Here is a 20349-nt window from a genome sequence, read left to right on the forward strand (position 1 = left end):
ACGCGCGGTGCGCCGCGGCCGGTGACGGCCCGTCGGCGCACCGCGCGCTGCCGCACCCTCACGCTGCGGCACGGACGCGCCGTCGGGGACGAGCGCGGTTCACTCGCGGGACGCGGGGTCGGCGTAGCGCAGCAGCACGCCCACGCCCTCGCTCAGCCACAGCTCCCGCTCGGGCACCAGGACCAGTTCGGCCCTCGTGCCGACCAGGGCGCGGACCAGAGCCGCGTCGGCCCGTTCCTCCCGGGCCTCCCTCACCCCGTAGGAGCGCAGTTCCTGTTCGGTGAGGGCTACTTGGCCGGGTTCCGGACCGACCCACAGACGGAACGGCGACTCCGGGTGGTCGTTGAGGAAAAGGGCCTTGACCCGGCCGCGTTGCAGCGCCGACACGGCCGCCGCGAGACCTTCCGCGGACGCTCCGCCGCGGGCCCGCTCCGCGAGGAAGGAATCCAGGAGCGCCCGGTCGTGCGCGGCCATGCGGCCTTCGAAGAGTTCCTCGAGTCGCCGCTCCAGCAGTGCCCGCCCCGGCTGGGACTCACCGGCGGCCTCGAGGACGACGACCTGCCCGCGCAGGGGGGCAGGAAGCCGGTTGACGAGGATGCCGCGGGCCCAGATGTCTCCCGCGACCACCACCGTCTCGGCGTCGATGCGCCGAGCGTGGCCTTCCAGCTCGCGGCCCATCTCTCCCGCGGCACGCGTCCAGTCGGCCACCGGGATCTCCTCGTCCAGGCGACGGCCCGGCGTGACCCTGGTCAGCGGCCACGTGCCCGCTTCGGCCTCGACGCGCAGGGTGCCGGTCGCGTCCGTGGAGTGACGGCCGCCGTAGTGCACGTGGACCGCGAGGTACGGGATTCCGGGCGCGTGCTGGACGATCAGCGGCATGGTGTCCGGCAGGGTCCCGAAGTGCGCCGTGTTCCGGTCGGGCGGGACGGGCAGCTCGTCCAGCAGGGCCAGGCGTCCGCGCGCGGTGAACACGGCCTGACCGTGGGTCCCGGGGACATCCGCGTCGCTGCCCACCGTGCCCGCCATCGCGGTGAGGGAGTCCCGGTCCGCTCCCTCGGACAGCAGATCGTCCCGAAGACGCCGCCAGCGCAGTCGCACGGCGGCTTCGGGGTCCTCGACGGCGGCGTCGCGGGAGGTGTCCAGGTACACCGACGCGAAGGGACCGGGCTGCTTGTACAGGGGTTCGAGGAAGGACAGTCTCATGGTCACTCCCGAGTGCGCTTCCGGCGCCACGAGCCACCACGCCCGGGACGCCGCCGTATCGAGACACGTCCGGTCGCGTGCCGCGGCTCGTCCACCTCCAGGATGCGCCCGCCCGGCCGCGCGGGCGCGGACGGCGCCCGGTTCCGCGCCGAGCGATAGCCGGTGCCGGGCTCCGACCGGACGGGCCCCATTAGGGCCGTTCGACCCCTGACCCACGGGAAGTGCCGGGGCGAGGCTGGTGGACGGGGATCCGTGCCGACAGAGGGGCGTGGAACCGGTGATCACACGAGTGCGGATGCCGCACCGGCACCTGACGCCGCCCGCCAAGTCCGGGCCGCCGCGGGAACCGCCGCCCCCTGCGTCCCGGCAACAGCAGCCGATCGGGGGACGGTGGATCCTCTGGTGGATCCTGATGACGGTCGGCATCTTCCTGCTGCTGTCGCGCACGCCGACCGGGCCGCACGCGACCGCGCTGTCCTACAGCGACTTCGTCGGCAGGGTCGGCGCCAGCCAGGTACGGGCGGTCGACATCGACGACAAGGGCGCGATCAGCGGCACCCTGAAGAACGGCACACGGTTCACCACCCGGCTCCCCACCGCGCTGGGCACCGGGGCGCAGCTCCAGCAGCAGCTCGCCTCGCACCACGTGGAGATCACCGCCCGCCAGAGCAGCGGCGGCTCTGCGTGGCCGTCCGTACTCGTCGCGTTCCTGCCCTTCCTGCTTCTGGTCGGCTTCTTCGTCTGGATGGGACGCCGGGCCGCCGGGACGATGGCCGGCGGGCTGAGCGCCATCGGGCGCTCCCGCGCGAAGATCATCGAGGCGGAGCGGCCCACCACCGGCTTCGACGACATCGCCGGGTACGACGGGGTCAAGCAGGAGATCAGCGAGGTCGTCGACTTCCTGCGCCATCCCGCCCGCTACACCGCCGCGGGCGCCAAGGGGCCCCGTGGCGTGATCATGGTGGGGCCGCCGGGTACCGGCAAGACGCTCTTCGCGCGGGCGGTGGCCGGCGAGGCGGACGTGCCGTTCCTGTCGGTGACCGGGTCCGCCTTCGTGGAGATGTTCGTCGGGGTCGGCGCCTCCCGGGTGCGCGACCTGTTCGACGAAGCCCGCAAGCGCGCCCCGTCGATCGTCTTCATCGACGAGATCGACGCCCTGGGCTCACGGCGTGCCGGCGGGGCCCGGCTGGGCGGCAACGACGAGCGCGAGCAGACCCTCAACCAGTTGCTCTCCGAGATGGACGGCTTCGACCAGTCCAGCGGCATCGTCGTCCTCGCCGCCACCAACCGGCCCGACGCGCTCGACCCGGCCCTCCTCCGCCCCGGGCGGTTCGACCGCCAGGTCACCGTGCCGCTGCCGAACCAGGCCGAGCGGTCGGCGATCCTCGCCGTGCACACCCGTGACAAGTTCCTGGATCCGGAGGTCGACCTGGACGCCGTGGCCCGTGCCACGCCCGGATTCTCCGGAGCGGATCTCGCCAACCTGGTCAACGAGGGCGCCATCAACGCCGTACGCGACGACCGCACCCGGATCGAGCCGCACGACCTGGACGCCGCCCGCGATCGTGTGCTGCTGGGCCGCCGGGAGTCCTCCAACGCGCTGCTGCCCGAGGAGCGCCGCTCGGTCGCCGTCCACGAAGCCGGCCACGCCCTGGTCGCGGCGCTGTGCGAGCACGCCGACCCGGTGGCGAAGGTCACCATCCTGCCGGCCGGCCTCACCCTCGGCGTCACCGAGCAACTCCCGGAAGCGGAACGCCACTTGTACAGTGAGAGTTATCTGGTCGATCTTCTGGCGGTGCGTTTGGGCGGCCGCGCGGCCGAACTCGTCGTCTTCGGCGAGGGTTCGACGGGAGCCGCCAACGACCTGGCCGGCGCCACCCAGATCGCCACCCGTATGGTCCGCGAGTTCGGGCTGTCCTCCGAACTGGGACCCATCGGCTACGCCTCCGCCGCTCCGCGGTTCCTCGGTGAGGCCGCCGAGGAGGCCGGCCGGCCGCCGTACTCGGAGCAGACCCAGCGCATCGTCGACGAGGAGGTCGCCCGCCTGCTGCGCCAGGCCGAACAGCGCGCGATCACGCTGCTCCGCGGCCACCGGACCGCGCTGGAACACCTGGCGGGACACCTGGTCGCCCGGGAGACCGTCGACGGTTCCGTCGTGCTCGAGGTCCTGCGCCAGGAGCGCGGCCACGCGGACGGCAGAGATGACGCCCGTGCCGTCACGACGGCGTCACCTTCAGGACAAACCCAGGAACGAACGGGAGGCCGCACCGGAGGACTCTCCGACACGACCTCTGACCTGTGACTTCACAAGTCGGGACGACAGGATTTGAACCTGCGACCCCTTGACCCCCAGTCAAGTGCGCTACCAAGCTGCGCCACGTCCCGTCGCGCTCACACGGAGTGACCCACGTGATCGCGCGAATGTCACCTTACCGCACGCCGGGGGCTGCGCCGAAGGGGGCGCGGAGGCGGGCGGGGCGACGGCACGGGGCGACGGGGCGACGGGGCGACGGGGCGACGGGGCACAATCGGCGTATGGGCAGCACATCCTCATCCTCCGGACGGCCGGCCGGCGCGCGCGACCGGGACGCCGAGGGCCGGGCGCGCAACGCGCGGCCCCGGGACGGGCTCGGGCGGCCGCTGCCGTACGGCGCCGACGGCGTGCCGCGGCAGCCCGAGGGCGTGCCGCGCACCCCGCGGCAGACCGTCGCCGAGGCCCAGGCGCTGCTGGACGAGGGGAAGCCCTTCCACGCGCACGAGGTCTTCGAGGACGCCTGGAAGGCGGGGCCGCGGGCGGAGCGCGGTCTGTGGCGCGGGCTGGCACAGCTCGCGGTGGGACTCACGCACGCGGCCCGCGGCAACGCCACCGGCGGGGCCCGGCTGCTGCGGCGCGGGGCGGACGCGGTGCGGGAGTGGGCGGCGGACACCGGGCGGCCGGACCCCTACGGCATGGACCTGACCGGGCTGGCGGCCTGGGCGCGGGAGCTCGCGGCGGACGTGGAGCGGGCGGAGGACGGGGAGCGAGGGGCGGACACGGAGCGGGCGCGGGTGGCCGGGCCCGTCGTGGACGCGGCGCGGCGGGCGCCCAGGCTCCTTGGGGCGGGGTAGGACGGCCGCTCCGGAGCCGGGTGGAACCGGTGTCCGCGCCGCGAGTGCCGTACGGCAGACTCGGGGCGTGCGAAAGATTCATGTCATCGGTATCGGCGCGGGTGACCCCGAGCAGCTCACCCTGCAGGCGGTCAGGGCGCTGCGCGGCACGGACGTGTTCTTCGTCCTCGACAAGGGCGAGACGAAGTCGGACCTCGTGCGGCTGCGCCGGGACATCCTCGACGCGCACCTGCCGGAGGGGACGTACCGCCTGGTCGAGGCGCGCGACCCGGAGCGGGACCGGACCGCCGGCGGCGCCGCCTACTCCCCCGCCGTCGGGGACTGGCGCAGTGCCCGGGCCGACATCTACGAGCGGCTGATCACCGAGGAGCTCGGCGAGCAGGAGAGCGGCGCGTTCCTGGTGTGGGGCGATCCGTCGCTCTACGACAGCACGCTCGGCATCCTGGAGGAGGTGCTGGAGCGGGGCGGCGTGGACTTCGCCTACGACGTCGTGCCCGGCATCAGCAGCGTCTCCTCGCTGGTGGCCCGGCACCGCACCGGGCTCAACCGGGTCGCCCGCCCGGTGCAGATCACCACCGGGCGGCGGCTCGCCGAGGGCTTCCCGGAGGGGGTGGACGACGTGGTGGTGATGCTGGACGCGCACCAGGCCTTCCGGCAGTACGCCGACCAGGACATCGACATCTACTGGGGCGCCTACCTGGGCACCCCGGACGAGATCCTCGACTCCGGCCCGATCGCCGAGGCCGCGCCGCGCATCGAGCGGCTGCGGGCCGAGGCGCGCGAGCGCAAGGGCTGGATCATGGACACCTACCTGCTGCGCCGCAATCCGCGGCGGGGATAGCCCCTCACGGCGTGCGCGGGCCCAGCCGGGCCAGCGCGGCCGCCACGTCCGGCACTGCGGCCACCCCCTCCGGCAGCGGCGGCCGCCCCACGACGACGACCGGCAGCCCCAGCTCCCGAGCCGCCGTCAGTTTCGCCGCCGTCGCCGCTCCCCCGCTGTCCTTGGTCACCAGCACGTCGATGCGGTGGGTGCGCAGCAGTTCCGTCTCGCCGGAGACGGTGAACGGCCCCCGGGCCGTCAGCACCCGCACGTCCGGCGGCAGGGGCGGCCCGGGCGGCTCCACGGACCGCACGACGAAGTGCAGGCCGGTGAGCCCGGCGAAGGCGGCGAGACCCATCCGGCCGGTGGTCAGGAACACCCGGCGTCCGAGGCGCGGCAGCAGCCCCGCCGCGGCGTCGAGCGAGGCGACCGGATGCCAGCGGTCGCCCGGGGCCGGCCGCCAGCCGGGGCGGCGCAGGACCACCAGGGGCACGCCGGTCGCGGCCGCGGCCCGCGCCGCGTTCCGCGTGATCGACTCGGCGAAGGGGTGCGTGGCGTCGACGACGGCGTCCACCCGGTGCGCGCGCAGCCACGCGGCCAGGCCCTCGGCCCCGCCGAAACCGCCGACGCGCACCTCCCCCGCCAGTGCTCCCGGCCGTGACACGCGGCCCGCCAGGGACGTGGTCACCCGCGTGCCGGAGCGTGCCGCGAGCGCGGCGGCCAGTTCGCGGGCCTCGGTGGTGCCGCCGAGGACCAGCACGTGCGGGGACATGGCGTCGAGCGTACGAGGCGGTCCGCGCCGCCCCCACAGCCGGGTGCCCGCACGCGGGGCCGCCGTCAGGCGGGTGCCGTGCGGTCCCGGTCCAGCCGTCCGACGCGGGCCACGTTCCGGCGGTCCTCGGCATCCTCGCTCGGCGCGGCGGCGAACCAGGCGTCGAGGATCTCGCCGAGCAGCGGCTCGGAGGTCAGGCGCAGGCTGAGCGCAAGGACGTTCGCGTCGTTCCAGCGGCGCGCGCCGTCCGCGGTGTAGGCGTCGGCGCACAGGGCGGCCCGTACCCCCGGCACCTTGTTCGCGGCGATGGACGCGCCCGTGCCGGTCCAGCAGCACACGACGGCCTGGTCGCTCGTTCCGTCGGCGACGTCACGGGCGGCGGCCGCGGAGCACGCCGCCCACTGCGGATCGTCCCCGGGGCTCAGTGCGCCGTGCGTCACCACCTCGTGCCCGCGCTCGCGCAGCCGGTCGACCAGGGCGCGGGCCACGGGTTCGTCCATGTCCGAGGAGACGGAGATCCGCATGGTGGGGAGCGTACCCAGCGGGGGCCCGCGGTCCAAGGCGGTCCGGGCGCAGGGCGGGTCCGCTCGCCGGCATCCCGCCCAGGGCCGTTCGTGCGGGTCGGTGCGGCTCCGGGCGACGCCGCCCTGCGAGCCGCGCCGCGCCCCGGTAGGAACCGAAGAACGGGCCTAGAACCAGGCCATGCCCACCAGCAGGGCCGAGACGAACAGGACGGCTCCGCCCACGAGGGCGGCCGCGCGGGGGTGGCGGCGCAGCGACGTCCGCACGCCGGGGCGCCGCGCGGGCACCCGGTGCACGGTGGTGTTCCAGCCGCCGTCACCGGCCGGATCGGTACGGCCCGCGGCCCGGGCGGCCGGGTCCGGCGCGCCGGCGGTCCGGGCGCCGGGAGCCGGTGCGGAGACGGCGGCGCGGGCACCGTGCGCCCGTGCGGACGTGGCGGCGCGGGCGCCCCGCGTCCGTGCGGCCGTGGCGCGGGCGGCCGGGGCCGGGGCGGCCGCGGCGAGGGCGGAGTGGGCCGGGGCGTCCCGGTGCTGTGCGGGGGCCGCGCCCGGCAGTTCCGGCGGCAGCGGCTCCGGCGCGCCGCGCCAGGCACCGCTGCCGAACCAGTCCGCCGCCTGCCGTGCGGTGGGGCGTTCCTCCGGCCGCTTGGCGAGCATGCTCAGCAGGTACGCCTCGAAGGCGGGCGGCAGGACCGCGCCGCGCTGGTGCGGCGGCACGGGCGCGGAGTCGACGTGCTGGTAGAGCAGGGCGGTCGGGGCGGACGCCTCGAACGGCGGTCGTCCCACGGCCAGTTGGTAGAGCACGCAGCCCAGGGAGTACAGGTCGGAGGCGGAGGTCGCCGGGGTGCCGATGGCCCGCTCGGGTGCCAGGTACAGGCCGGTGCCGACGATCTGCCCGGTCGAGGTGAGCGCGGCCGAGTGGTCGTCCACGAAGCGCGCGATGCCGAAGTCCCCGATCCGGACGGTGCCGTCGCGGTCGCTCATCAGGTTGCCGGGCTTGATGTCGCGGTGCACGATGCCCTGCGCGTGGGCCGCGGCGAGTCCCTCCGCCGTGTGCTGGGCCACCTGGGCCAGCCGGTCCGGGGTGAGCGGCCCGCCGGTGGTGAGTTCCCCGGCCAGGCTGTCGCCCTCGACCAGCTCCATGACCAGGAAGAAGCGGTCCTCCCAGGCGCCGAAGTCGAACACCCCCACGACGTTCGGGTGGTTCAGCCGTGCCGAGGTCTGCGCCTCCAGCCTGAACCGGGCCGCCGCCGAGGCGTCCGCCCCGTCGTTCAGCAGCAGTTTGACCGCGACCGGCCGGCCGAGCACCTCGTCGAGGGCCCGCCAGACCTCGCCCATGCCGCCCCGCCCGATGACCGCGTGCAACCGGTAACGACCCGCCACCAGCACCCGTAGACCGTCCTCAATCCCCGAAGTCCCACCCACGACAACCCTGACGTCCCACCCACGACGTCCGCCGCCCGCGGACCGCCGGCCATGGCCGGGCGGCGCGCACGGTTCGCGGCAACGAGCTCATCTTAACGATCACTTGACGCCGCGCGGACCACGCCGGATCGCGGGGCGGCTACGCCGGGCGGGCGGTCACCCGCTTGACGCCGACCAGGACGCGGTAGCGCTCCCGCGCGGCGAAGTCCGCCGGGGTCCACACCGCCGGGCGGCCCGCCTCCGCGCACAGGTGCAGGACGCGGTCCTCGTCCGCCCAGACCCCGACATGGGCGCCGTAGGCGTCGTCCACGGCGTTGAACAGCAGCAGGTCCAGCGGCCGCGGCCGGGGCACGCGGACCGTGTCCCGGGTGTCGGCCCACAGCTCGCTCGACCGGAGCGGGGGCGCGGCCAGGCCGAAGTGCCGCAGCACGGCGTAGGCGTAGAGCTGGCAGTTCGCCCCGGACGCCGGATCGGGCCGAGCCGCGACGGCGGGCGAGCCGGGGAAGCGGGACCCCGCGTAGGGGACGGTCCACAGGGCCGCCGGAAGGCGTTCGAGAAGTCGCTCGGACATGACCTACCCAGAGGAGTGAAAAGATGATGAGTCGCTTCTTGTACCGATAAGCGCAGCCGATTATGTGTGTAATGGTCGTCCTACCTGCTGATCCGCTCGGACAAGGAGGACGACGGTGGTCATTCTGTCGTGGCTGCTCATTCCGCTGGTCGCCGCCGCCGGGGCGAGCGCGTGGGGCTGGGTCGCGGGACGGCCGCGTCGTATCGCGCTGTGGGCCGACCTGGACCGCTTCGAACGGATGCGGGAGGCGTTCTCCCGGCCCGTGCGCCTTCCCTGAGGCCGCTGACCGCCGGGGCCCCTCATGGCATACGCGCGCTCACTCCTGATCGACATCGACGGGGTGCTCACCGTCTCCTGGCGTCCGCTGCCCGGCGCGGTGGAGGCGCTGCGGGCGGTCCGCGACGCCGGGCTCGGCGTCGTCCTGCTCACCAACACGACGTCCCGCACCCGTGCCTCGATCGCCGGGACCCTCGCCGCGGCGGGCTTCCCCGTGACCGCCGGCGACATCCTCACCGCCCCCGCGGCCACCGCCGCCCATCTCGCCGCGCGCCTGCCCGGGGCGCGCTGCTCGCTGCTCAACAGCGGCGACATCGCGGAGGACCTGGCCGGTGTCACCGTCCTCGACCCCGCCGACTCCGCCACCGTGCCGGACGCCGTCGTCGTCGGCGGTGCCGGTCCCGAGTTCGACTACGCGGCGCTGAACCGCGCCTTCGGGCACCTGCGGCGGGGGGCGCGGCTGGTCGCCATGCACCGGAACCTGTACTGGCGCACCGACCGGGGACTCCAACTCGACTCCGGGGCCTTCCTGCTGGGGCTGGAGGCGGCCGCCCGCACCGAGGCGGAGGTCACCGGCAAGCCCGCGCGCGCCTTCTTCGAGGCGGCGCTGGCGCACCTGGGGGCGCGGGCGGAGGAGACGGTGATGGTCGGGGACGACGTCGAGTCGGACGTCCTCGCGGCGCAGTGGGCCGGGGTGACGGGGGTGCTGGTCAGGACGGGCAAGTACCTGCCGGAGACCCTGCGGGACGCGAGCGGGCGCCCCGACCACGTCGTCGACTCCTTCGCGGACGTGCCCGCGCTGCTGGGGCTGGGGCGGTAGCCGCGCGGGGAGCGCCCGGCAGCACGGTCCGGTCCCGGGGCCTGGGGGCCGTACGGCCCGGGGGCGGGGTCTGCGGGCTAGCGCAGCAGGAGCTGGACGCCGCCCACGACCGTCGCCGCGATCACGAGCCGCTCGAACAGGCGCTGGTTGATCCGGTGCACCGCCCAGGTGCCGAGCAGCGCGCCGGGCACGACGAACACCGCGAGCGCCGCGTCGAGGAGCAGCGAGCGGCCGTCGATCAGGCCGAGGCCCGCGCTGAACGGCACCTTGGAGACGTTGACGACGAGGAAGAAGTACGCCGACGTGCCGAGGAAGCCGTATTTGCGGAAGCCCGCGGAGAGCAGATACATCGACATCACCGGGCCGCCCGCGTTGGCGACCATCGTGGTGAAGCCGCCGAGGACGCCGTAGGAGCGGGCCTTGAGGCGGCCGGACCGGCCGGCGACCGCGTCCGGCTCCCGCTCGCGCCCGGCCGCGCGGCGCCGCCACACCGTCACCGCGGCCATCAGCAGCAGGATGGCGCCGATGGACGTCCGTACGACGCCGTCGTCGGCCCACACCAGGAACAGCGTGCCGGCGACCACTCCCACGGCGACCGCCGGGAACAGCCGCCACAGCGTGGGCCAGTGGGCGTGCCGCCGGTAGGTGAGGACCGCCAGCACGTCCCCGGCGATCAGGACCGGCAGCAGGACGCCCGTGGAGGCGCGGGCGGGCAGCACGGCCGCGAAGACGGCGAGGCTCACCGTGTTCGCCCCGCTGACCGCGGTCTTGGAGAAGCCGACGAGCAGGGCCGCGCAGGCGAGCGCCGCGAATCCCCACCCGGATATGTGCCAGAGCGTCATCGTGTTCATGCGGAGACCGATGCTATGCGCACCTATCCGGGGCCGGGCGAGCCGTCTCGCCGTACGGTCCCGCGCCGGGCCGCCGCCGGGCGCGGGCCCGGCGCGGGCACGCCCGGCCGCGCTCGCCTCCTCGGCGTGCCGGCCGCACGGCGGGCCCCGCCGAGGCGCCTAGGACCGCTCGACCAGCAGCGCGCTGCCCTGGCCCACGCCCACGCACATCGTGGCCAGGCCGCGGGTCGCGCCCGTGCGGCGCATCCGGTGCAGCAGGGTGGTGAGGATGCGGGCGCCCGAGCAGCCGAGCGGATGGCCGAGGGCGATGGCGCCGCCGCTGGGGTTCACCAGGTCCGGATCGATGCCGAGCTGGTCCACGCAGGCGAGCGCCTGGGCCGCGAACGCCTCGTTGAACTCGGCCTCCTGGAGGTCGTCGACGCGCCAGCCGGCGCGGGTGAGCGCCTTGCGGGCGGCGGGGACCGGCCCGATGCCCATCACGTCGGGGTGGACGCCCGCCGAGGCGCCGGCGACATACCGGCCCAGGGACTCCAGCCCCAGGTCGTTCAGGGCCTCCTCGCTCACCAGGAGGAGGCCGGCCGCGCCGTCGTTCATCGGCGAGGCGTTGCCCGCCGTGACCGTGCCGTCCGCGCGGAAGACCGGCTTGAGCCGGGCGAGCCGGTCGTAGGAGGTGTCCTCGCGGATGCACTCGTCGGCGCCGACGAGCGTGCCGTCGGGGCGCTCGACGGGCAGGAGTTCGTCGTCGAAGTGGCCCATCTTGCGTGCCTCGGCGGCCCGCTGGTGGCTGCGCAGCGCGAACTCGTCCTGGCGCTCGCGGGGGATGCCGTAGCGCTCGGCGACCTCCTCCGCCGTCTCGCCCATGGACAGCAGTCCGTGCAGGTCCTTCATCGCCGGGTTCACCAGGCGCCAGCCGAGGCGGGTGTCGACGGTCTCGATGCGGTGCGGCAGGGCCTCGTCGGGGCGGGGCAGCACGAAGGGCGCGCGGCTCATCGACTCCGAGCCGCCCGCGACCACGACGTCGGCCTCGCCCGCGGCGATGGTCCGGGCCGCCGTGGTGACGGCCTCCAGACCCGAGGCGCACAGCCGGTTGACCGTGGCGCCGGGCACGGACTCGGGGAGCCCGGCGAGCAGCGCGGCCATGCGGGCGACATTGCGGTTGTCCTCGCCCGCCTGGTTGGCGGCGCCCCAGTACACGTCGTCGACGCGGGACGGGTCGAGCGCGGGTACGCCGTCGACCAGGGCGCGGATCACGGACGCGGCGAGGTCGTCGGGGCGCACGGAGGACAGGGCTCCGCGCAGCTTGCCGATCGGGGTGCGGCGGGCGGCCGCGAAGTGGACGGGGCGCACGGCTGGACTCCTTGGACGGCCCAATTAATTAGCACTGCTAGTTTTGGACTATAGACCGCGCGCCGGACCCCTGGGAAGATCCCCCGGAGCCGCGTTCACCTGTCCGACCCGCGCGTCCGACCCGCACCACCGACCCACGCGTCCGACCCACGTATCTGGAGGCGACATGGCCGACACCCGCGAGCACGTCCTCAGCGGAACGCGGGGCAGGCTCACCGTACGCGAGTGGCCGCACCGGGGGCCCCGGTACGTCGCCCTGCTGGTGCACGGGTACGGCGAGCACGCGGGGCGCTACGCCGAAGTGGCCGGGGTGCTGGTGGAGCACGGCGCCGCGGTGTTCGCCCCCGACCACCAGGGGCACGGGACGTCGGCGGGCGAGCGGGTGCTGATCGAGGACTTCGAGGACGTGGTGACCGACGTGGAGGCGGTCGCGCGGTGGGCCCGCGCCGCGCATCCGGGGCTGCCGCTCGTGATGATCGGCCACTCCATGGGCGGGCTGATCGCGGCCCGCTTCGCCCAGCGGCACGGCAACGGGCTCGCCGCGCTCGTGCTGTCCGGCCCGGTCATCGGCGCCTGGGAGTTGCCGGAGCGGCTGCTCGCCCTGGACGAGATCCCCGACACGCCGGTGAGCCCGGCCGCGCTCTCCCGCGACCCGGCGGTCGGCGCGGCCTACGCGGCCGATCCGCTGGTCTGGCACGGCCCGATGAAGCGGCCGACGGTGGAGGCCTTCGCCCGGACCCTGGAGACCGTCGCCGAGGGCGGGGACGTCGGCGCGCTGCCCGTGCTGTGGCTGCACGGGACGGAGGACCGGCTGGTCCCGCTCGCCGGCAGCCGCGTCGGCGTGGAGCGGCTCAGCGGCGGCCACCTGACCGAGAGGACCTATCCGGGCGCCCGGCACGAGGTGTTCCAGGAGACGAACCGGGCCGAGGTCCTCGCGGACCTGACGGCCTTCCTGGACGGGGCGCTCGGGAGCTGAGCGATAGGGCACGGTGCGGTGTTTGCCCCGTTTCGCCAGGGGCACCCGCCGCCCCATGGAGTGGTCGCGCCGTGCTGCCCGCCGGTGGGACGGGCCCGCGAGGAGGAGCGCGGCGCACCGCTCCGCACCGCCCGACACGACTCCTCAAGGAGCACCACGCCATGACCGTCGTGAAGAGCACGATTCCCGAAGCGGCTCTCCAGGTCACCGGGGACGCGCTGCAGAGCACCCTGGTGGATCTTCTCGGCCTGTCCCTCATCGGGAAGCAGGCGCACTGGAACATCGTGGGACCGCGGTTCCGCTCCATCCATCTGCAGCTCGACGAGGTGGTGGCGGCGGCCCGCGACTTCGCCGACACGGTCGCGGAGCGCGCCTCGGCGCTCGGCCTGCCGCCCGACGGCCGGCCGGAGACGATCGCCTCGGCCTTCACCCTGCCCAGCCCCAAGGACGGCTGGGTGCGCGACGCGGAGGTCGTGGAGGTGATGGTCGAGTCGCTCGAGGCGGCGGTGCGCCGGCTGCGCGAACGCGTCGAGGCGACCGAGAAGGCCGACCCGGTCACCCAGGACCTGCTCATCGGCATCACCGCGGAGCTGGAGAAGCAGCGGTGGATGTTCGCCGCCGAGAACGTGACCCAGGAGGTCTGACCCGCGCCCGCTCTCCCTCGTGGGCGAAACGAGCGGACGGACAGACGGACGGAAGTGCGGACGGACAGACGGACGGACGAGCGAAGGGGGCGACCCGATGACGGAGCACGACGCCCGGGTCCTGCGGGAGCTGGTGCGGGCGCACGGCAGGACGTTCGCCGAGGAGGCCGGCATCCCGCTCAAGGACACCCCGCAACCGCTGTACCGGCTGCTGGTGCTCGCCGTCCTGCTCAGCGCCCGCATCCGCGGCTCGGTCGCCATCGCCACCGCCCGGGCCCTGTACGACGCCGGACTGCGCGACCCGCACTCCATGGCCGGGTCCGGCCGGCAGGACCGGGTGGACGCGCTGGGCCGCGGCGGCTACCGGCGCTACGACGAGCGCACGGCCACCCTGCTGGGCGAGGGCGCCGGGCTGATCGCCGAACGGTGGGGCGGCGATCTGCGCCGCCTGCGCGCGGAGGCGGACGGCGACCTCACGAAGCTGCGCGGCCTGCTGCGGGAGGTGCCGGGCCTGGGCCCGGTCGGCGCGGACATCTTCCTGCGCGAGGTGCAGCGCGTGTGGCCGGAGACGGCGCCGTACCTGGACGCCAAGGCGCTGTCCGGGGCGGAGCGGCTCGGCCTGCCGACCGATCCCGGCCGGCTCGCCGAGACGGCGCGCGGCACGGATCCGGCCGCGCTGGCGGCCGCGCTGGTGCGCGCGGCGCTCGACCGGAAGGTGGCGGAGGAGTGCCTCGGCCACGCCGCCTGACCCTGCCTCCCGGCCGTCCGCCCGGCCGCTTCGGCCGACCGGGCCGCGCCGCCCCTGCGGCGTGACCCTGGCGCGTGCCCCCGCCTGTCAGCGGACCGGGCCGTGCCGTCTCGGTGCGTGACCCTGGCGCGTGCCCGCGCCGTCAGTGGCCCGCCGTGGGCAGGTGCAGGAGGCGGGCGATGGTACGCAGGACGCCGTTGTCGTTGTTCGACGGGGCCAGATGGCGGGCCCGGCGGACGACCCGCGGGTGCGCGTTGGCCATGGCGAAGGACCAGTCGGCGGCGTCCAGCATCTCCAGGTCGTTGAGGTAGTCGCCGAACACCATCGTCTGGGCGGGCGTGATGCCGAGTTCCCGCTGGAGCCCGCGCAGGGCGGTGCCCTTGTTGGCGGTGCGGTTCATGACGTCGACCCAGTGCTCGCCGGAGACCACGACCTGGTGGGTGGCGGCGAACTCCTCCAGGGCCGGTGCGGTGGTCCGTTCGGCCGGGCCGAAGTCGAAGAGGGCCACCTTGATGACGTCGTCCTCGACGGCGGCCGCGTCCTCGACGATCCGGTGGCGGACGTAGTACTTGCGCACCTCCGCCAGGAACGCCTCGTCGGTCCGCTCCACGTAGGCCGACCGCTTGCCGCAGACGACGGCGCCCACGTCGACGCCCCCGGCGGCGAGCTGGCGTACGGCGTGGACGATGCGGCCCGCGACGGCCGGGGCCAGGGGGTCCGAGCTGAGTTCCACGCCGTCGCGGACGACGTAGGTGCCGTTCTCGGCGATGAACACCATGCCCCGGCCCTCGTCCCCGAACTGTTCGGCCAGGGTGGCGTACTGCCGTCCGCTCGCCGGGCTGAAGAGCACGCCGCGGCGGCGCAGTTCGGCCAGGGTGGGCCACAGGCCCGCGGGTATGCGCTTGGCGTCGTCGAGCAGTGTGCCGTCCATGTCGGTGACGATCAGACGGATGTCGGCGGGCCCGGCGGCGGGTCCGGGGGTGGTGAGCAGGGGCGAGGGGGCGCTGGGCATGGTCCGGTTCTCCGGGGCGGGCGCGGGGGACGCGCCGGGGTGGTGCGCCGGCGCCATTGCCGTACGCGGGGAGGGTGTCGCCGCTGCCGTCCCGTGACCCACCGCGCGCCGGCGCGCGGGGCGGGCGGTCCGGGTGGCTCAGCCGGTTCCGGCGCGGGTGCGCAGGTCGGCGCGGGCGCGGCGGAGGGCGACGGCCAGGGCGCCGCGCAGCGGTGCGGTGTCGCCGAGGGCGCCGGGTTCGACCGGCGGGGGCAGCGGGGCGAGCGCGCGCACCGTCTCGCGGACCGGGCGCAGCAGCGCGGGGTGGCTGCCGACGGGTCCGCCGAGGAGGACGAGTTCGGGGTCGACGACCGCGCAGACGGTCGCGATCGCCTCGCCGATGGTGCGTCCCTCCTCCGCCACGACGGCGCCCGCCTCGGCGTCGCCGTCCTCGGCGCGCCGCAGGACCTCGCGGGCCGCGGCCACGGGGTCCGCCCCGTCGGCCTCCGGCAGCTGCCCCGTCCGGAAGCCCGCCTCGGCCACGGCGCGGGCGAGGCCGTGCGGGGTGCCGGGGGGCTGGGAGCTGACGCTGAGGTAGCCGATCTCGCCGGCCACACCGCGCGCCCCCTGGACGAGCCGGTCCCCGACGACCAGACCCATGCCGAGGCCGGCGCCGATGTAGACGTAGGCGAAGCTTTCGGCGTCGCGGCCCGCGCCGTGCCAGCGTTCGGCCACGGCGGCGAGGTTGACGTCGTTCTCCACCAGCAGGGGGGCGTCGGTCAGGCCGGCGAGGGCGTCCTGCGGCTGGAAGACACCGCCCGGGTAGGGGGTGTTCCGGAGCGGGATCACGGCGGACGTCCGCGGGTCGACCGGGTTGGCGACCGAGATCCCGACGGCCAGCGGCCGGCCGTGGTCGACGCCGCCCTGCTCGATCGCGCCGGCCACGAGCGTGCGCAGCTGCCGGGCGGTGTGCTCGGGGTTGCGCGGGCGCAGCGGCTGGTGCGTGCTCTGCAGGAAGGGTCGGCCGAACAGGTCCGCGGCGCACAGCCGGATCTCGCTCGGGTGCAGGTCGACGGCGACGACGAACCCGGCGTCGGCGGCCACCCGGTAGTAGGTGCCCACCCGGCCCTGCCGGCCGCGCTGCTCGCCGGCCGGCCGGAGCAGCCGCAGCTCCTCCAGCCGCCGTACCGACTCCGAGACGGTGGTCTTGGAGATGCCGGTGCGGTGCGCGATCTCCGCGCGGGTGACCGGCGCCTGCTCGAACACGGTGTCCAGCACGATCTGGTCGGTGAGCTCCCGTACCAGAGCCATGCTCGGCAGGGCCGCTCCCGCGAGCTCCCGGCGGATCTCCATCGCACCTCTCGTCCTCGAGCCGCTGATCGCCGCTCGACGACCGCCGCCAGCCTACCGACCCGAGGACGGTAAGGGCTCCTTCCTGACTAGTCTTCCGCGAGACCGAGCCCGCGGCGGCCGGTCGCGTTCAGCCGGTCCGCGGTGAAGCGGCCGGTCCAGGCGCGCTCGTAGTGCTCCTCGGGGAAGTCGCCCGGGCTGGACCCGGTCAGGAACGCCTCGCGGACCTGTCCCGCGTACGCCTCGTTGCGCGGGCACCAGGGCGCGGCGGGGATGTACATGACGTTGCCCCAGCCCTTCTGGTCCGTGACCGGCGCGACGCTGTGGATCACGTCGCAGTGCCACCAGACGGAGTCGCCCGCCCGCACGTCGGGGATGCCGGTGAGGGCCTCCATCAGCAGGGGGTGCCACTTCTCGCTCGCCGGGAAGACCCGGTTGACGGTGACCGAGCACATGTCGTCCTCGGGCACGTCGGGCAGGAGCGGGCGCAGCAGCAGGTACGCCATGGCCTCGGGGACGGGCACGGTGTGCAGCACACCCTGGTCGTGGTCCATGTCGGACAGGGCGGTCCAGCCCTGGAAGGTGCGGAACGCCGAGCACATGGTGCTGCCCGGGTACTGGGGGCCGGCCGTGCGGTGGGCGGCGTCCCAGGGGTCGTACCGCTCGGCACTGCCGTCGAACAGGTGCCGGAAAGCCCGCTGGTAGGCGCGGGTCATCCACAGGTCCAGCGTCCCGGGGTCGCAGTGCGTGCCGAGGCCGCCGGAGTCGGTGCCCGGCGGGCGGCGGCGGATCCGGTCGGGGTAGAGCGCGTCCCGGTCGGGGTCGAACCACCGCACGCCGTCCGAGGTGTGCTTCCAGAAGGAGTTCAGGAAGGACTGCACCCGGGCCATGCGGTCGCTCTGCCGGGCCTCCATCTGGGCCTCGGACCAGTAGACGGGGTAGATCTCCGGCCTGGAGCCGACGCTGCCGAAGAAGTCGTCGCCGGGGCCGGCGTAGGTCTCGAAGAACCTGTTCCGCTCCACGTAGTCGACGATGCCGGCGTCCCAGGCCAGGGCCTGCTCGCGGGGGAAGTGGCCGCGCACCACCAGGCAGCCGCGCCGCCGCACCGCGGCCAGCCGGTCCGCGGGGACGGTGCCGTTCTCGATGTCGGCGTAGTCGACGGCCGGCCAGACGCTCTCGCCGCGCTCCTTCGCCGCGCGGATCTCGGCGACGCGGGCGGCGACGCGGCGCTCGACGACGGCGAAGACCTCCTCCACGGTCCGCCCGGACGCCTCGATGCGGGCGCGCAGGGCGGCCTTGACCTCACGGATCGCGGCGGGCAGGTCCTCCGGGACGTTCTCCCAGTGGGGCAGGGGCGGCGCGGCCCGCTGCCGGTCGGTGCCGGCGGTCATCGTCGACCTCCTTTGGTCAGGACTCCTTACTAGAGTTCGAGCGAAGCACGGCGCACACGGTTTGGGCAAGAGTCCTGACCAAAAAGGGACGACCCTCCGCTGCCCCCGGGTCCCCGATTCCCGGGACAGCGTGATCACCGGGCGGCACAATGGCGGCGACGGCCGCATGGGGCGGGACGGACCACGAGGAAACCGGAGCGCAGACGTGAGCGAGACCCACAGCACCTCGGGCGGATCGCCGAGGCTGAACACCGGGGTGGCGCACAACGCGCGCGTGTGGAACTACTGGCTCGGCGGCAAGGACAACTACGAGGTCGACCAGCGGGTCGGCGAGCACGTCGCCGGGATGTTCCCGGTGATCCGCGACGTGGCCCGCGCGGACCGCGACTTCCTCGGGCGGGCGGTCCGCCATCTGACCGCCGAGCGCGGAGTGCGGCAGTTCCTCGACATCGGCACCGGTCTGCCGACGGTCGACAACACCCACGAGATAGCCCAGCGGATCGCGCCCGACGCCCGCATCGTCTACGTCGACAACGACCCGATCGTCCTGGTGCACGCCCGCTCCCTGCTCACCAGCACGTCCGAGGGCGTCACCGACTACATCGACGCCGACGTGCACGACCCCGACACCATCGTCGAGCGCGCCGCGGCGACCCTCGACTTCGACCGGCCGATCGCGGTGATGATGCTCGGCATCCTCAACTTCGTCCTGGACACCGACGAGGCGCGCGAGACGGTCCGCCGTGTCATGGCGGCGGTGCCCTCGGGCAGCTTCCTGGTGCTGACCCACCCCACCTACGACGCCGACCTCGGCGGCGAGGGCAACATCCCGGCCATGGAGTTCTGGAACGCGAACGCCACGCCGCCGATCACCGCCCGCGGCCGCGCCGAGATCGCCGCCTTCCTCGAGGGGCTGGACCTGGTCGAACCGGGCCTGGTGCCGTGCTCGCGGTGGCGCGCCGACTCCGGCTCCGGCTCCGGCTCCCCGGCCGTGGTACCGCAGTTCGGCGCGGTGGCCGTGAAACCCTGACGCGGGCGGGCCCGGCGCCGCCGGACCGTCACCGCGCGCCGAGGAGGACGTATGACCACCCTTGCCGACCCCGTCCCCGGCGGACGTCCCGGTGACCTCGAACGGGCCACCGCGCTCGGCGGCGAGCTGGCCGGCCGGGGTGTGCACGGCGTCGTCCTGGCCTACGTCGACACCGCCGGCGTGACCCGCGTCAAGACCGTGCCGACGGCGAAGCTGGCCTCGGCCGCGGCCTGGGGCGTCGGCATGTCGCCGGTGTTCGACACCTTCCTCGCCGACGACTCCGTCGTCGCCACCGACGTCCTCGGCTCCCCGGACGGGGATCTGCGGCTCTACCCGGACCTCGACCACCTGGTCGCCCTGTCCGGGCAGCCCGGCTGGGCCTGGGCCCCGGTGGACCGGATCACCCAGGAGGGCACGCGGCACCCCGGCTGCGCCCGCACGGCGCTGCGCCGGATCGTCGCGGACGCCGAGCAGCACCACGGCATCACCTTCCGGGCCGGTATCGAGATCGAGTGGGCCCTCGGCCAGGGCGGCGCGCCCCACGGGGAGTTCGTGCCCGCGGTGACCGGACCGGCGTACGGCGCCACCCGGCAGGTGGAGCTGAGCGACTGCGCCGCCGATCTGCTGGCGGCGCTGGCCGCGCAGGGCGTGGACGTCGAACAGCTCCATCCCGAGTACGCCGCCGGGCAGTTCGAGGTCTCGGTCGGCGCGCTCGACCCCGTGGCGGCGGCCGACCGGAGCATGCTGGTGCGGCAGACCGTCCGCGCCGTGGCCCGGCGCCACGGACTGAAGGCCTCCTTCTCCCCCGCCGTCACCGCGCGGGGCGTCGGCAACGGCGGCCACATCCACCTCTCCGCCTGGCGCGACGGCGTCAACCTGCACTCCGGCGGAGCGGGCCGGTACGGCATGACGGCCGCGGCCGAGTCCTTCGTGGCCGGCCTGCTCGCCCGGCTCCCGGCGCTGACCGCGGTGACCGCGCCGAGCCCGGCGAGCTATCTGCGGCTCCAACCGTCGCAGTGGGCGGGGGTGTTCACCGCGTGGGGCCGGGAGACCCGGGAGGCCGCCGTCCGCGTGGTCACCGGCACCCAGGGCGTGCGCGACCAGGCCGCGAACCTGGAGGTCAAGCCGGTCGACCTCGCCGCCAACCCGTACCTCGCGCTCGGCTGCCTGATCGCGGCCGGCCTGGACGGGCTCACCTCGTCGGCGTCCCTGCCCGAGGAGATCACCGGGGACCCGGCCCGGCTCGACGCGGCCGAGGCCGCGGCCCGCGGGGTACGGCGCCTGCCCTCCTCGCTGGCCGAGGCGGTCGCCGCCTTCCGCGCGGACGCGCTGCTGCGCTCCACCCTCGGGTCCGTCCTCGCCGACGCGGTGATCGCGGTGCGCGAGGGGGAGATCGCGGCCGTGGACGGGCTGGACGACGAGCAGGTCGCGGCGGCGTACCGGTGGGCCTACTGATGGACGGGACGTGGGCCGGGACGGCACCCGCGGCCCGGTGCCAAACGTGC

The 20349-nt window shown here is 74.9% G+C and carries 20 protein-coding genes and 1 tRNA gene; 10 read left to right on the forward strand and 11 right to left on the reverse strand.

What is annotated here, in order from left to right; translation table 11 throughout:
* Positions 1-99: 99 nt before the first annotated feature.
* Entirely contained in the window at positions 100-1203 is a 1104-nt protein-coding gene (locus ACIPM1_RS10460) for a hypothetical protein (RefSeq protein ID WP_402431702.1), read from the reverse strand.
* A 277-nt stretch (positions 1204-1480) separates the two neighbouring features.
* Between ACIPM1_RS10460 and ftsH the strand changes: the two genes are divergently transcribed.
* Positions 1481-3505, forward strand: coding sequence for an ATP-dependent zinc metalloprotease FtsH (gene ftsH, locus ACIPM1_RS10465; RefSeq protein WP_402431705.1), 2025 nt, complete (start codon positions 1481-1483; stop codon positions 3503-3505).
* Between the two features lie 9 nt (positions 3506-3514).
* On the opposite strand, the gene ACIPM1_RS10470 is transcribed toward ftsH, so the two are convergent.
* Positions 3515-3588 (reverse strand) — tRNA-Pro (locus ACIPM1_RS10470).
* 150 nt (positions 3589-3738) lie between these two features.
* On the opposite strand from ACIPM1_RS10470, the gene ACIPM1_RS10475 reads away from it, so the two are divergent.
* Together ACIPM1_RS10475 and cobF are read left to right on the forward strand one after the other, a co-directional pair.
* Positions 3739-4311, forward strand: a complete 573-nt coding sequence (locus tag ACIPM1_RS10475; protein WP_402431708.1) for a DUF309 domain-containing protein — start codon at positions 3739-3741, stop codon at positions 4309-4311.
* 67 nt (positions 4312-4378) lie between these two features.
* Complete coding sequence (cobF, locus tag ACIPM1_RS10480; protein WP_402431711.1) at positions 4379-5152, forward strand: precorrin-6A synthase (deacetylating); 774 nt, start codon at positions 4379-4381, stop codon at positions 5150-5152.
* A gap of 4 nt (positions 5153-5156) precedes the next feature.
* Here the strand turns inward: cobF and ACIPM1_RS10485 are convergent, their stop codons facing one another.
* The 4 genes from ACIPM1_RS10485 to ACIPM1_RS10500 all read right to left on the reverse strand — a co-directional run bounded on the left by ACIPM1_RS10485 (position 5157) and on the right by ACIPM1_RS10500 (position 8420).
* Entirely contained in the window at positions 5157-5903 is a 747-nt protein-coding gene (locus ACIPM1_RS10485) for a cobalt-precorrin-6A reductase (RefSeq protein ID WP_402431714.1), read from the reverse strand.
* Between the two features lie 65 nt (positions 5904-5968).
* The gene (locus tag ACIPM1_RS10490) at positions 5969-6427 is read right to left on the reverse strand and encodes an RpiB/LacA/LacB family sugar-phosphate isomerase (protein WP_402431716.1); all 459 of its coding nucleotides are present in this window, start codon (positions 6425-6427) and stop codon (positions 5969-5971) included.
* A gap of 165 nt (positions 6428-6592) precedes the next feature.
* Positions 6593-7813, reverse strand: a complete 1221-nt coding sequence (locus tag ACIPM1_RS10495; protein WP_402431719.1) for a serine/threonine-protein kinase — start codon at positions 7811-7813, stop codon at positions 6593-6595.
* A gap of 175 nt (positions 7814-7988) precedes the next feature.
* Positions 7989-8420, reverse strand: coding sequence for a hydrolase (locus ACIPM1_RS10500; protein ID WP_402431722.1), 432 nt, complete (start codon positions 8418-8420; stop codon positions 7989-7991).
* A gap of 115 nt (positions 8421-8535) precedes the next feature.
* Here ACIPM1_RS10500 and ACIPM1_RS10505 point away from each other — a divergent pair, with 115 nt between their 5' ends.
* Positions 8536-8697 (forward strand): hypothetical protein, encoded by a 162-nt coding sequence (locus ACIPM1_RS10505; RefSeq protein ID WP_402431725.1) that lies wholly within the window; start codon positions 8536-8538, stop codon positions 8695-8697.
* A gap of 24 nt (positions 8698-8721) precedes the next feature.
* Positions 8722-9516: an HAD-IIA family hydrolase gene (locus ACIPM1_RS10510; RefSeq protein ID WP_402431728.1), complete on the forward strand. Its 795-nt coding sequence runs from the start codon at positions 8722-8724 to the stop codon at positions 9514-9516.
* Positions 9517-9593: 77 nt separating this feature from the next.
* Here the strand turns inward: ACIPM1_RS10510 and ACIPM1_RS10515 are convergent, their stop codons facing one another.
* Positions 9594-10367 (reverse strand): sulfite exporter TauE/SafE family protein, encoded by a 774-nt coding sequence (locus ACIPM1_RS10515; protein WP_402431730.1) that lies wholly within the window; start codon positions 10365-10367, stop codon positions 9594-9596.
* A gap of 159 nt (positions 10368-10526) precedes the next feature.
* Complete coding sequence (locus ACIPM1_RS10520; RefSeq protein ID WP_402431733.1) at positions 10527-11714, reverse strand: thiolase family protein; 1188 nt, start codon at positions 11712-11714, stop codon at positions 10527-10529.
* Positions 11715-11880: 166 nt separating this feature from the next.
* On the opposite strand from ACIPM1_RS10520, the gene ACIPM1_RS10525 reads away from it, so the two are divergent.
* From ACIPM1_RS10525 to ACIPM1_RS10535, 3 genes are all read left to right on the forward strand, one after another.
* Positions 11881-12690, forward strand: a complete 810-nt coding sequence (locus ACIPM1_RS10525; RefSeq protein WP_402431736.1) for a lysophospholipase — start codon at positions 11881-11883, stop codon at positions 12688-12690.
* Between the two features lie 161 nt (positions 12691-12851).
* Positions 12852-13334 (forward strand): Dps family protein, encoded by a 483-nt coding sequence (locus ACIPM1_RS10530; protein WP_402431739.1) that lies wholly within the window; start codon positions 12852-12854, stop codon positions 13332-13334.
* A 97-nt stretch (positions 13335-13431) separates the two neighbouring features.
* Complete coding sequence (locus ACIPM1_RS10535; protein WP_402431742.1) at positions 13432-14082, forward strand: endonuclease; 651 nt, start codon at positions 13432-13434, stop codon at positions 14080-14082.
* Between the two features lie 142 nt (positions 14083-14224).
* Here the strand turns inward: ACIPM1_RS10535 and ACIPM1_RS10540 are convergent, their stop codons facing one another.
* From ACIPM1_RS10540 to ACIPM1_RS10550, 3 genes are all read right to left on the reverse strand, one after another.
* A complete protein-coding gene (locus ACIPM1_RS10540) occupies positions 14225-15094 on the reverse strand; it encodes a Cof-type HAD-IIB family hydrolase (RefSeq protein WP_402431745.1) in 870 nt (289 codons plus the stop codon).
* Positions 15095-15232: 138 nt separating this feature from the next.
* On the reverse strand, positions 15233-16426 hold the full coding sequence (locus ACIPM1_RS10545) for an ROK family protein (RefSeq protein ID WP_402431747.1): 1194 nt from the start codon (positions 16424-16426) through the stop codon (positions 15233-15235).
* 86 nt (positions 16427-16512) lie between these two features.
* The gene (locus tag ACIPM1_RS10550; RefSeq protein WP_402431750.1) at positions 16513-17814 is read right to left on the reverse strand and encodes a DUF1479 domain-containing protein; all 1302 of its coding nucleotides are present in this window, start codon (positions 17812-17814) and stop codon (positions 16513-16515) included.
* Positions 17815-18019: 205 nt separating this feature from the next.
* Here ACIPM1_RS10550 and ACIPM1_RS10555 point away from each other — a divergent pair, with 205 nt between their 5' ends.
* Positions 18020-18844, forward strand: coding sequence for an SAM-dependent methyltransferase (locus ACIPM1_RS10555; protein WP_402431753.1), 825 nt, complete (start codon positions 18020-18022; stop codon positions 18842-18844).
* Positions 18845-18895: 51 nt separating this feature from the next.
* On the forward strand, positions 18896-20299 hold the full coding sequence (locus ACIPM1_RS10560) for a glutamine synthetase (protein WP_402431756.1): 1404 nt from the start codon (positions 18896-18898) through the stop codon (positions 20297-20299).
* Positions 20300-20349 lie beyond the last annotated feature (50 nt).

The sequence above is a fragment of the Streptomyces sp. NPDC086766 genome, from assembly GCF_044746005.1.
Lineage (GTDB): Bacteria > Actinomycetota > Actinomycetes > Streptomycetales > Streptomycetaceae > Streptomyces.